The organism is Gulosibacter massiliensis, from assembly GCF_900626105.1.
In the GTDB taxonomy this organism is placed as follows: domain Bacteria; phylum Actinomycetota; class Actinomycetes; order Actinomycetales; family Microbacteriaceae; genus Gulosibacter; species Gulosibacter sediminis.
On the sequence record NZ_UYZX01000002.1, the window covers coordinates 554,725 to 566,554 of the forward strand.

The 11,830-nt window shown below is 70.3% G+C and carries 10 protein-coding genes; 7 read left to right on the plus strand and 3 right to left on the minus strand.

The features are described from left to right. Positions 1 to 34 precede the first annotated feature (34 nt). Entirely contained in the window at positions 35 to 2,089 is a 2,055-nt protein-coding gene (gene glgX, locus EJL01_RS12360) for a glycogen debranching protein GlgX (RefSeq protein ID WP_125107928.1), read from the minus strand. Between the two features lie 26 nt (positions 2,090 to 2,115). On the opposite strand from glgX, the gene EJL01_RS12365 reads away from it, so the two are divergent. Beyond that, on the plus strand, positions 2,116 to 3,309 hold the full coding sequence (locus EJL01_RS12365; RefSeq protein WP_125107929.1) for a cysteine desulfurase family protein: 1,194 nt from the start codon (positions 2,116 to 2,118) through the stop codon (positions 3,307 to 3,309). An 85-nt stretch (positions 3,310 to 3,394) separates the two neighbouring features. Continuing rightward, a complete protein-coding gene (locus tag EJL01_RS12370) occupies positions 3,395 to 4,780 on the plus strand; it encodes a uracil-xanthine permease family protein (RefSeq protein ID WP_125107930.1) in 1,386 nt (461 codons plus the stop codon). Here the strand turns inward: EJL01_RS12370 and EJL01_RS12375 are convergent. Beyond that, positions 4,777 to 5,223: an SRPBCC family protein gene (locus tag EJL01_RS12375; protein ID WP_125107931.1), complete on the minus strand. Its 447-nt coding sequence runs from the start codon at positions 5,221 to 5,223 to the stop codon at positions 4,777 to 4,779. The two genes, EJL01_RS12370 and EJL01_RS12375, sit on opposite strands and share 4 nt — an antisense overlap. Positions 5,224 to 5,294: 71 nt before the next feature. After that, positions 5,295 to 6,992: an amidase gene (locus tag EJL01_RS12380; RefSeq protein ID WP_206427738.1), complete on the minus strand. Its 1,698-nt coding sequence runs from the start codon at positions 6,990 to 6,992 to the stop codon at positions 5,295 to 5,297. Between the two features lie 87 nt (positions 6,993 to 7,079). Between EJL01_RS12380 and EJL01_RS12385 the strand changes: the two genes are divergently transcribed. The 5 genes from EJL01_RS12385 to EJL01_RS12405 all read left to right on the plus strand — a co-directional run bounded on the left by EJL01_RS12385 (position 7,080) and on the right by EJL01_RS12405 (position 11,829). After that, on the plus strand, positions 7,080 to 8,924 hold the full coding sequence (locus tag EJL01_RS12385) for an ABC transporter ATP-binding protein (protein WP_125107932.1): 1,845 nt from the start codon (positions 7,080 to 7,082) through the stop codon (positions 8,922 to 8,924). Between the two features lie 64 nt (positions 8,925 to 8,988). Continuing rightward, positions 8,989 to 9,561, plus strand: a complete 573-nt coding sequence (locus EJL01_RS12390) for an ArsR family transcriptional regulator (protein ID WP_125107933.1) — start codon at positions 8,989 to 8,991, stop codon at positions 9,559 to 9,561. A gap of 1 nt (position 9,562) precedes the next feature. Continuing rightward, the gene (locus tag EJL01_RS12395) at positions 9,563 to 10,009 is read left to right on the plus strand and encodes a HEPN domain-containing protein (RefSeq protein WP_125107934.1); all 447 of its coding nucleotides are present in this window, start codon (positions 9,563 to 9,565) and stop codon (positions 10,007 to 10,009) included. A gap of 186 nt (positions 10,010 to 10,195) precedes the next feature. Beyond that, positions 10,196 to 11,359, plus strand: coding sequence for a tRNA 2-thiouridine(34) synthase MnmA (gene mnmA, locus EJL01_RS12400; protein WP_125107935.1), 1,164 nt, complete (start codon positions 10,196 to 10,198; stop codon positions 11,357 to 11,359). Next, the gene (locus EJL01_RS12405; RefSeq protein WP_125107936.1) at positions 11,356 to 11,829 is read left to right on the plus strand and encodes a hypothetical protein; all 474 of its coding nucleotides are present in this window, start codon (positions 11,356 to 11,358) and stop codon (positions 11,827 to 11,829) included. Before mnmA ends, EJL01_RS12405 begins: the two co-directional genes overlap by 4 nt. The last annotated feature ends 1 nt before the right edge of the window (position 11,830 follow it).

An 11,830-nucleotide genomic window follows, 5' to 3' on the forward strand; every position in this document is an offset into this window, starting at 1 on the left:
TGTCTGTACCCGCGCGGCGGCTGAGCGAGTTCGGTTACAGGGCAGCGTAGATGCGCATCGAGGGGCCGACCATGCGCAGGCGGTCCCCGGGCACCAGCACGCTCATCGCATCCGAGTCGATTTCGGCCACGTGCTCGGCGCTCGAATCCCAGAGCAGGCGGTAGCCGTCGATCTTCGGGCCGCGGGGGATGCGGAACGGCGCCGGGTCCTCGACGCCATGGATGAGCACGAGTACGCGGTCGCGGCCGTCGCCGGGCAGTTCGGTCGAGGCGAGGAACTGCAGCGAGCGCAGCGTCGGCGTGTGCCACTGCCAGTCGTGCATCGGCTCGCCGAGCGGGTCGAACCAGCTCAGGCGGGCGGCCTCGGAGCGCGTCGTGTCGGTGTGGTTGAAGCGGCGCGGCCGCAGCACCGGATGCTCCTGCCGCAGTTGAATCAGCCGGCGCACGTGCGGAATCAGCGCCTCCTGCGGGCCGGTGAGGTTCCAATCGACCCAGCCGAACTCGGCGTTGTCCTGGTTGTACGGATTGTTGTTGCCGCGCTGCGTGCGCCCGAACTCGTCGCCGGCGACGAGCATCGGCACGCCGGCCGAGATGAGCAGCGTGCCGAGCAGATTGCGGATCGCGAGCTGGCGGCTGCGGTCAATCAGCGGGTCGGCGCTGTCGCCCTCGCGGCCGAAGTTGAACGAGCGGTTGTCGTTCGTGCCGTCGCGGCCGAGCTCGCCGTTGAGGAGGTTGTGCTTCACGTTGTAGCTCACGAGGTCGCGCAGCGTGAAGCCATCGTGGGCGGTGATGAAGTTCACCGAGGCGAGCGGGCCGCGGGCGTCATTGAAACGGTCGGACGAACCGGCGAGCGCCGTCGACAGCTCGCCGAGGCCCTGCCGGTGCTGGCCCGTGATGCGCGCCTGCGAGAAGCTGTGCACCCAGAAGCTGCGCACGCGGTCGCGGAACTCGTCGTTCCACTCGGCCCAGCTGAACTCCTCGTCGCCGGGGAAGTTGCCGGTTTGCCAGCCGCCCGTTCCGACGTCCCACGGCTCGGCGATGAGCTTCGTTTCGCGCAGCACCGGGTCGTTAGTGAGCGCCTGGAGCAGCGGGTGGTCGCGGTGGTAGGCGTGGTCGGTACCGCGGCCGAGAGTGACGGCGAGGTCGAAGCGGAAGCCGTCGACGCCGAACTCCTGCGTCCAGTACCGCAGCGAGTCGAGCACGAGGCGCTGCGCGGCGGGGAGGTTCGTGTCGAGCGAGTTGCCACAGCCCGTGACGTCGAGCAACTGCTCGCCGTCGAGGTGCCGGTAGTAACTCGCACGGTCGATGCCCGCGAACAGCACCGGCTCGCCGGTGTCGCCCTCGTCGGCGGTGTGGTTGTAGACGACGTCGAGGAGCACCTCGATGCCGGCGTCGTGGAGCCCCTGCACCATCTCCTTGAACTCGCGCGCGACCGCATCCGGCCCCGCGGCCCGGGCCGCGGCCGTCGCGTAGTCGGCGTGCGGCGCGAAGAAGCCGAGGGTGTTGTAGCCCCAGTAGTTCGTCGTGTCGGCGCGGCGCAGGTGCGTCTCGCTCGTAAAGGCCTGCACCGGCAGCAGCTCGACGGCAGTGATGCCGAGGCGCTGCAGGTGGGCGATGATGTTCGGATGCGTGAGGCCCGCGTACGTGCCGCGCAGCTCCTCGGGCACGAACTCGGCGAGCTTCGTGAAGCCCTTGACGTGGAGCTCGTAGATCACCGAGTCCTGCAGCTTGGTCGCCGGCTTCGGCGACCAGTCAAACGGCTCGGGCTCGGTGACGACGCCGACCCAGCGCGGCTCGCGCGCATCCCCGAGGTTCTCGACGTGGCGAGCGTACGGGTCGAGCACGAAGCGCTCGGGGTTGAAGCGGTGCACGCCGCCGCTCGGCCCGTCGACCGAGAGCGCGTAGCGGCGGCCCGGCGTGAGCCGCTCGGTCGCCACCGACCAGATGTCGCCGTCGGGGCGCATCGGGAGCCGCGCATCCTCGACCCCGGCATCGTCGAAGAGCACGAGCTTCATTTCGCTCGCGTGGTGCGACCAGACCCTGAGGGTGCCGGTGTGAAGGCCGAGTTGCGGAAGGTCGTGCGCCTGCATAGACCACCGATTTTACAATTGGGAGCATGCCGATATATCTCGATCACGCGGCGACCACGCCGATGCGCCCCGCGGCCCGGGCGGCGTGGCTCGCGGCGCACGAGCGCGTCGGCAACCCGGCCTCGATTCACGCGCACGGGCAGAGCGCCCGCGCGAGCCTGGAGGTCGCCCGCGAGCGGCTCGCGCGGCACCTCGGCGCGCAGGCGATCGAGGTCGTGCTCACCTCCGGCGGCACCGAGGCGATCAACCTCGCGCTCAAGGGATTTTGGTGGGCGCAGAACGCCAACCCGGGCGCGCCGACGCGGCCGCGCATCCTCACCACCCGCGCCGAGCACCACGCGACGCTCGACGCGGTCGAGTGGCTCGTGGCGCGGCAGGGCGCCGAGGTCGAGTTCGTGCCGGTGGATGCAGTGGGTCGCGTAGACCTCGCGGCGCTCGAGCGGTTGCTGGAGTCGGATGCTGCGCGCACGGCCGTGATTTCGGTGCTGCACGCGAACAACGAGGTCGGCACGGTGCAGCCGGTGCGCGAGATCGGCGAGCTCGGCCGGCGCTTCGGTGTGCCGGTGCACATCGACGCGGTGGCGTCGCTCGGGCACGAAGACGTCGACCTGCGCGGGTGGGGCGTGCAGGCGGTGAGCGTGTCGGCGCACAAGGTCGGCGGGCCGGTTGGCGTCGGGGCGCTCGTCGTGTCGCGGGATGCGACGGTCGAGGCGCTCGTGCACGGCGGCGGCCAGCAGCGCGGGCTGCGCAGCGGCACGCAGGATGTGGCGGGCGCGGCGGCGTTCGCGGCGGCGCTCGACGAGGCGGTCGCGCCGGGGGAACGCGAGCGGCTGCGCGGGCTGCGCGACGAGCTGATCCGGGGCATTCGCGCGGCGGCGCCCGAGGCGCGACTGCGCGGCGCCGACCCCGAGACGGATGCGGCCGGTCGCCTCGTGAACAACGTGCACTTCACATTCCCGGGCGCGCAGGGCGACTCGCTGCTGTTCCTGCTCGACATGGCGCAGCTGTCGGCGTCGACCGGCTCGGCGTGCCAGGCGGGCATCCCGGAGCCGAGCCACGTGCTGCTCGCGATGGGCGATGACGAGGCGACGGCCCGCGGCGCCCTGCGCTTCACGCTCGGCTGGGACTCGACGCCGGCCGACGTCGAGGCGCTCTTGGCGGCGCTCCCGGGTGCCTACGAAACGGCCCGCCGCGCGGGCCTCTCCAACCGCCCCCGCTAGCAGCGCCGATCGGCGAGTGTGCCGGTTGGGAGAGCCGATGGGGGAGAATTGACAGCTAGCGAGCGTCGAAGGAGTAGGGGAGCGCATGTTTAGGTGGAAGCTGCACGGCAACGGTCGAACCGTCAAACCCGGCGAGGTGGTCGCCCCCGACGAGCGGCTCTCGTGGCCCACCACGATCGGCATCGGCGCCCAGCACGTCATCGCGATGTTCGGCGCGACCTTCCTCGTGCCGCTGCTCACCGGCTTCCCGCCGTCGACGACGCTGCTGTTCTCGGGCGTCGGCACGCTCCTGTTCCTCCTGATCACGCAGAACAAGGTGCCGAGCTACCTCGGCTCGAGCTTCGCGTTCATCTCGCCGATCATGGCGGCCACCGCATCCCATAACATGGCGGTCGCGCTCGGCGGCGTGCTCGTCACCGGCGTCGCGCTCGCGCTTATCGGCCTGCTCGTGCAGGCCGTCGGCACCCGCTGGATCTCCGTGCTCATGCCGCCGGTCGTCATGGGCTCGATCGTCGCGCTCATCGGCTTCAACCTCGCGCCGACGGCGTACGACAACTTCCAGCAGTCGGCGCCGACCGCGGTCGTCACCCTCTTCGCGGTCGTGCTCTGCACCGCCCTGTTCCGCGGCATCCTCGGCCGGGTGTCGGTGCTCCTCGGCGTCATCGTCGGCTACGTCTTCGCGGTGATCCGCGGCGAGGTCGACTTCTCGCGCGTCGCCGACGCGGCCTGGATCGGCCTGCCCGAGTTCCACACCCCCGAGTTCAACCTCTCGGTGCTGCCGATGTTCCTCCCGGTCATCCTCGTACTCATCGCCGAGAACGTCGGCCACGTCACCTCGGTCGGCCAGATGACCGGCCGCAAGCTCGACCACATGGTCGGCCGCACCCTCGCCTCCGACGGCATCGCGACCGCCGTCTCCGCGACGTTCGGCGGCTCGCCGACGACGACGTACGGCGAGAACATCGGCGTCATGAGCGCGACGCGCGTCTACTCAACCGCCGCGTACTGGGTGGCGGGCATCGCCGCGATCCTGCTCGCCATGAGTCCGAAGGTCGGCGAGCTCATCTTCTCGATCCCCGCGGGCGTGCTCGGCGGCGTCACGTTCGTGCTCTATGGCCTCATCGGCATCGTCGGTATCCGCATGTGGGTCGACGCGAAGGTCGACTTCGCGAAGCCGAAGAACCAGATGACCGCGGGCGTCGCGCTCGTCGTCGGCATCGCTAACGTCACCTGGGACTTCGGCGGCATCATCTTCAACGGCATCGCCCTCGGCACCCTCGCGGCGCTCGTCATCTACCACCTCATGGACCAGCTTGGCCGCGTCACCGGCACCGACCCTCGCGAGAGTGCGACGTCGGCGGTGCCCGTCGTCGACGGCCCCGAGGCGGATGCGCTCGGCGGCTCCCACACGCGGGGCCAGGATGCGCCGGGTCACGGCTCACCGGACGCGCCGGGCGGCGACGCAAACTAACTCGCGAGCACCTGGGCGAGTTCCTCGAACGACTCCGACCACCCGCCGTAGACGCCATCCTCGTCGTCGCGATCGTCGGAGAGGCCGAGCAGATGGAACGTCATCTCGCAGCGGCCGCCCTCGAACTCACGGAGATCGATCGTGATGATCGCCGGCTCGTCATCGGGGTCGGCCGGGTCGGTCCACGTGAACTTCAGCCGCTCGGGCTCGCGCACCTCGAAGTAGATGCCGCCGGTCGGCCACTCCCGGCCGATCGCCTCGTCGACCATCGTGTACTCGTAGCCGCGGCCCTGGCGCGCGTCGATCTCGACGGACTCGGCCGGAGTGACGAGGCCGTGCGGGTGCCACCACTGGGCGGCGACCTCGGGGTCGGTCCACGCGCGCCAGACGACCTCGCGCGGGACATCGAATTCGCGGACGATGGTGAATTGCTCGGTGCTCATGCTTCCTCCTGTGCGGATGCGCGCGGGCTCGGCGCTCGCTGCCGCAACCTAGGCGAGCCGCCTGGGAGTCGCTAGAGCCGCGGCGTCCCGGCGGGCTCGGTGCGCCGCGGCCGCAGCGCCTCGAACGCCGCGCCGTAGCTGAGCAGGGCCGAGTCGTCGTAGGCGCGACCGGCGAATGTCAGCCCCACGGGCATCCCAATGTCAGCCATCGTGCCCATCGGCACCGTGACGGTCGGGATGCCGAGGTGCCGCGGCACGAGGTTGCCGTTCGCGACCCAGACGCCGTTACGCCAGCCGAGCGCGGCCGAGGCGGGGTTGACGTCCATGTCGGCCGGCCCGATGTCGGCGACGGTAGGGAAGAGCACGCCGTCGAGCTCAAGCGCGTCGAGCCAGTTCTCGAGGTCGATGCGGCGGGTCGCCTCGAGCCCGGCGAGGCCCTCGGCGATCGTCGGGATCTCCTCGAGCGCCGGGATGCCGTGCTCGCGCGCGAACCAGACGTACTGGCGGATGTCGAAGTCGAGCGAGCCGTACTGGTCGGGGAGTGCGCCCTCGGGGTGCGGGAAGATGAGCTCCTCGTCGACGTCGGCGAGGCGGTGCAGCCGCGGGTCGCCGTTCGCGTCGAGGAAGTCGTGCCACGACCAGAGCGAGAGCTCGAGAATCTCGCGGTCGAGGTACCCCTCGGGCAGCAGGCCGCGGGTACCGATTGTCGGGGCGCCGGGGCGGTCGCCCTCGTAGTTGCTCACGACGGGGAAGTCGACCTCGACGACCTCCGCGCCCGCGGCCTCAAGGTCGGCCCGCGCCGCGCGCCAGAGATCCATGATCGACGCGCGCGTCTCGATCGCCATGCCCGTAGGCCCGCCAAACCGGGGCTGGTCGCCGGTGCCCGCATCCGGGTCGGCGTTGATGTACATGCGCGGCACGCCGAAGCGCTTGCCGCGCAGCGACGCCGTCTCGGCGAGCGCCGGGTACGACGCCGGCCGCACCGCCGACGCCGCCGGAATCTGCACCCACGGCTGCACGCGCCAGAAATCCCCGCGCGCTTCGGCGTCGTCGGCGACCACCTCATCCAGCACCTCGAGCAGGTCGGCCATGCTCCGCGCGTGCGGCACCGCGACGTCCATCGTCGGCACGAGCGGCCAGTTGCCGCGCATCGAGATGACGCCGCGCGAGGGGGTGTAGGCGCAGAGCGCGTTGTTCGAGGCGGGCGCGCGGCCCGACGACCAGGACTCCTCCGCGAGCCCGAACGCCGCGAACGACGCGGCCGTCGCGGTGCCCGAGCCGTTCGACGATCCCGAGCCGAACGCCGAGGTGAGCCACGCGCGGTTGTACGGGCTCTCGGCGCGGCCGTAGACGCCGCGCTGCATGCCGCCGTTCGCCATCGGGGGCATGTTCGTGAGCCCGAGGAGGATCGCGCCGCCGGCGCGGAGGCGCTCGATCGTGAACGCGTCGCGCTGGGCGACGAGATCCTTGAACGCGGGCGAGCCGGATGCGACGGTCAAGCCGCGCGCCATGTAGCTGTCCTTCGCGGTATAGGCGATGCCGTCGAGCGGGCCGAGGGTCTCGCCGCGGGCGCGGCGGGCGTCGGAGGCGCGGGCCTCGGCGAGCGCATCCGGGTTGCGGACGACGACCGAGTTGAGCTCGCCGTCGTACGCGTCGATGCGGGCGAGGTAGGCCTCGACGAGGTCGACCGCGGTGGCGCGGCCGGCCTCGAGGGCAGCGCGGAGTTCGGCGATGCTCGCCTCAACGACATCGATGGGGCTCTGGGGCACGGTGACCTCCTTGTATCCGGCGGGAACGACGGTAGCTTAATCGATTTAGTCCCCGATTTGTAGGGTGGCCCCGCCTACGCTGGTGCCATGACGATGATGCACCCTCGGGGGATGGGGCGGGGCATGACCGACGAGTCGGTGCTGCGCGAACAGAACGATTCTTCCCCCGAGGTGCCGCACCTGTGGCGGCGCATTGGCGGCCTGTTCATGCCGTACCGCGTGCCGCTGATCACCGCGATGGTGCTCGTGCTCATCACCGCCGCGCTCGGCGTCGCCCCCGCCCTGCTCACGCAGCAGGCGTTCGACCGCGGCCTGTTCCCGACCGGGGGCGGCGGCCCGGATCTCGTCGCGCTCTGGTGGGTCGCCGGTGCGATGGTCGCGGTGCTGCTCGTGAGTGCCGCGATCTCGGTGTGGCAGACCTGGCTCACCGCGAAGGTCGGCAACTCGGTGACCGCGGACCTGCGCGTGCGCCTGTTCGAGCGGTTGCAGGAGATGGAGCTCGCGTTCTTTGCCCGCACGAAGACCGGTGAGGTGCAGTCGCGCCTGCAGAACGACGTCGGCGGCGTCGCGAATACGCTGCAGAACACCTTCACCTCGATCGTCGGCAACATCGTCACGACGATCGCGTCGGTCGTCGCGATGTTCGTGTTGAGCTGGCAACTCGCGGTGCTGTCGCTGATCATCCTGCCGCCCCTGCTCATCCTGCAGCGCCGCGTCGGCCAGCGCCGGGCGCGCATCGCGACGAAGACGCAGCAGTCGCTCGCGAACATGACGGCGATGACGCAGGAGCAGCTCTCGGTGTCGGGCGTGCTGCTCACGAAGACCCTCGGTCGAGAGGTCGCCGCGAGTGCCGACCATCGCGACGCGAACCAGAACCAGGTGCGCCTGCAGATCGAGCAGGCGATGGCCGGCCAGCGGTTCTTCGCGTTCGTCGGGGTCGTGATGGCGCTGATACCCGTCATCATCTATGTCGTCACTGGTTATTTGATTACCGGCGGGGCGACGCTCACCGCCGGCACGATTGTGGCGTTCACGAGCGTGAACACGCAGCTGCGCCGGCCGCTGCTCGGCCTCATGCGCACGGGCCTCGACGTGCAGACGTCGAAGGCGCTGTTCGCGCGCATCTTCGAGTACCTCAACCTGCAGCCCGCGATCGTCGACCCCGCCGAGCCAAAGCCGCTGCAGGCCGACCGAGTCGGCGAGATCGAGTTTGAGGACGTCGTCTTCCGCTACCCCGACCAGCGCCCCGACGAGCCCGCGACCCTGCGCGGGGTGTCGTTCACCGCGAAGGCGGGCAACTTCGTGGCGTTCGTTGGTGCATCCGGTGCGGGCAAGTCGACCATCGCCTACCTCACCGCGCGGCTCTACGACGCGACCGACGGTGTGGTGAAGTTCGCCGGCACCGACGTGAAGCAGCTGCGCCGCGCCGACATCGTCGCGAACGTCGGCATGGTGAGCCAGGAGTCGTACCTCGTGCACGCGACGATCGCCGAGAACCTGCGGCTCGCGAAGCCCGGCGCGACGCTGGAGGAGCTCGAGGAGGCGTGCCGGAAGGCGAGCATCCACGAGCAGATCATGTCGTTCCCCGACGCGTACGAGACCGTAGTGGGAGAGCGCGGCTACCGGCTCTCGGGCGGCGAGAAGCAGCGCATCGCGATCGCGCGGGTGCTGCTCAAGGACCCGGCGGTGCTCGTGCTCGACGAGGCGACGAGCGCCCTGGATGCGGTGAGCGAGCGGCACGTGCAGGCGGCGATCGACGAGGCGAGCCGTGGCCGCACCGTCGTCGCGATCGCCCACCGGCTTTCGACGATCCGCGACGCTGACGTGATCCACGTGCTGAACCACGGCGAGATCGTCGAGCGCGGCACCCACGAGGAGCTCCTCGCCGCCGGCGGCGCCTACGCGACCCTCTACGCCGAGTCCGCTGACTAGGCTCGATATTGATTCTCGAAACGTGAACATATATTCTCGTTTTGTGAATAACAGTCGGTCTGCCTTGACGCCGTTCGTGCGGTCGGATGCGCTCGGCGCGCTCCTCGCCGAGACGCTCGGGCACCCCGACGAGCGGTTTTCCTTCGCCGAGCTCGCGCGCCGAACCGGGCTCGTCCCGAGCCACGCCCACAAGGAGCTCGCGCGCCTTGTCGAAGAGGGTGTGCTTGTGGACGAGCGCGAGGGGCGCAACCGGCTCGTGCGCGCGAACCGCGAGCATCCGCTCTTCGCCGCGATGAGTGAGCTCATCGCGGCGACCTACGGCCCCGAACCGGTGCTGCGCGAGCTGCTGAGCGGCGTCGAGGGCATCGAGGACGCGTATCTCTACGGGTCGTGGGCGGCGCGGCGACTCGGAGAGACCGGCGCGTTTCCGGGCGACATCGACGTGCTCGTTGTGGGAACCCCGACCCGTCGCGCGCTCGCGGCGGTGGCGGCCGAGGCCTCCGACCGGGTCGGGCTCGAGGTGAACGTGACCCGCGTCGCGCCCGAGGACTGGGCGTCCGCCGACCCGACCCCCTTTATCGCCACGGTGAAGTCGCGGCCGCTCGTGCCGCTCCGCCTCACCGAGTCGGGGGCGTGACATGGACACGATCGGCTCGCTGGTGAAGTCCGGCAAGCTCGAGCGGGTGCCGGTCAACCTCCCGCACGCCGAACGGTTGATCGCCACGGCTCAGACACATCTCGGCACCGCCCGGCTCCTCGCCGGCACTGACGATGCGGCGATGGCGTTCACGGCGGCCTATGACGGGGTGCGCAAGGCGCTCGTAGCCGTGCTGGCCTGCGAGGGGCTCCGAGTGCGCGCCATGGGCGGTGCGCACCGCATCACCGGGAGGGCGGTGCAGCTGCTGATGCCGCAGCACGCCGAAACCCTCGCGGCTTTCGACTGGATGCGGCAGGTCCGTAACAGCACCGAGTACCCCGACGACAAGCGCCCCGTGGCCACGCGCCAGGACGTCGCCGAGGCCATCAGCGACGGCGAGGCGATCGTCTCCGTCTGCGCGGAGTACGTCGCCGAGCGCCGCGAGTAGGACGTTACGAAGGGTCGCTGCCACAGCTTTCCCACATAGCGGGTCATAAGGGGTATATCCCTCATGACCTCGTATACGGGACAGTTGTGGCAGCGAACCCAGGTGACCCGCCGTGCGCGGCCCAGTCGGGCAGCCCTGAGCACCGCCCTCGTGGTTCTGCGGCGAGGCTCGTAAACTAGTCGGGTTATGAAGGTTCTTGCAGCAATGAGCGGCGGCGTCGACTCGTCGGTCGCGGCGGCCCGCGCGGTCGAGGCCGGCCACGAGGTGGTCGGCGTGCACCTCGCGCTATCTCGCGCGGGCGGCACGCTGCGGCAGGGGTCGCGCGGCTGCTGCACGATCGAGGACGCCATGGACGCGCGCCGCGTCGCCGACGCGCTCGGCATCCCGTTCTACGTCTGGGACTTCTCCGAGCGATTCAAGCTCGACGTCGTCGACGACTTCATCGCCGAGTACGCGCAGGGCCGCACACCCAACCCGTGCCTGCGCTGCAACGAGAAGATCAAGTTCGCGGCGCTCCTCGATAAGGCGCTCGACCTCGGCTTCGACGCGGTCGTCACCGGCCACTACGCCGAGGTCATCGACCGCGAGGACGGCCAGCGCGAGCTCCACCGCTCGTCGGAGGAAGCGAAGGACCAGTCGTACGTCCTCGGCGTCCTCACTGCCGAGCAGCTCGAGCACTGCTGGTTCCCGCTCGGCGCGACGCCGTCGAAGGAGCTGATCCGTGAGGAGGCGCGCGAGCGCGGCTTCGTCACGGCGAACAAGCCCGACAGCTATGACATCTGCTTCATCCCCGACGGTGACACGCGCGCCTGGCTCGGCGAGCACATCCCGATGCGCCCCGGCGCGATCGTCGACCGCTCGGGCGAGGTGCTCGGCGAGCACCAGGGCGCGAGCGCGTACACGGTCGGTCAGCGCAAGGGGCTGAACCTCACGCGCCCCGCCGCCGATGGCCGTCCGCGCTTCGTACTCGGCACCGACCCGGCGACGAACACCGTCACTGTCGGGCCGAAGGAGGCGCTCGCGGTCGGCGAGATCGCGGGCCAGCGCTTCAGCTGGGCCGGCGCCGCGCCCGACATCACCGAGTTCCGCTGCGACGTGCAGATCCGCGCCCACGCCGACCCGCAGCCCGGCACCTGCAGCATCCGTCGCGCCGCGCGCTCGACGCGACCCGACGCGACCGAGCCGGGCATCGAGATCGCCGTGCGCGTCGACGAGCCGCTAGTCGGCGTCGCGACCGGCCAGTCGGCCGTCATCTACGTCGGCAGCCGCGTGCTCGGCCAGTTCACCATCGACACCGCGACCTCGCAGCTCGACCTCGAGCCCGCGGGCGTTATCAAGGAGGCCAGTTGACCGGCGCAGCCGCACCCCAGCTCAAGGATGGGCAGGCGCTCGACCGCCTCAGCGATCAGGCCGAGCGGTGGGGCCGAGGCTACAAGCACATCGACGACGAGACGAAGCTCCGGGCCGACTTCGACGCGAAGTTCCGCCGCGAGGCCGAGCAGCTCGCGCGGCAATGCACGCAGCCGGCGCGGCCGTTCGGCGTGAAGGACTGGATCCTCGCCGTGCTGCTCTGGCTCATCATTGCGGGTGGCGTGCTCGCTGCGTCGATCTTCCTCATGCAGCCCGACCAGCTCTGGTTCTGGGTGTTCGTCGCGGTCGCCGTCGTCATCTTCGTACTCGGCGTCGCGCTCGTCTACCGCGACACCGTGAGCGAGCCGCGCGCCGAGAAGCGGCTCAAAGACAAGACCGAATGGCTCCTCGGGGCCTCCCTGCGCGCGGCCGAATCGGTCGTGCGCGAACGCCGCGCCAAGAGGAGCTAGC

Coding starts and splice junctions, on each gene's coding strand:
- EJL01_RS12385 (WP_125107932.1), top strand. CDS start 7,080: ATGACGATGATGCACCCTCGGGGGATGGGGCGGGGCATGACCGACGAG.
- EJL01_RS12365 (WP_125107929.1), top strand. CDS start 2,116: ATGCCGATATATCTCGATCACGCGGCGACCACGCCGATGCGCCCCGCG.
- mnmA (WP_125107935.1), top strand. CDS start 10,196: ATGAAGGTTCTTGCAGCAATGAGCGGCGGCGTCGACTCGTCGGTCGCG.
- glgX (WP_125107928.1), bottom strand. CDS start 2,089: ATGCAGGCGCACGACCTTCCGCAACTCGGCCTTCACACCGGCACCCTC.
- EJL01_RS12370 (WP_125107930.1), top strand. CDS start 3,395: ATGTTTAGGTGGAAGCTGCACGGCAACGGTCGAACCGTCAAACCCGGC.
- EJL01_RS12375 (WP_125107931.1), bottom strand. CDS start 5,223: ATGAGCACCGAGCAATTCACCATCGTCCGCGAATTCGATGTCCCGCGC.
- EJL01_RS12395 (WP_125107934.1), top strand. CDS start 9,563: ATGGACACGATCGGCTCGCTGGTGAAGTCCGGCAAGCTCGAGCGGGTG.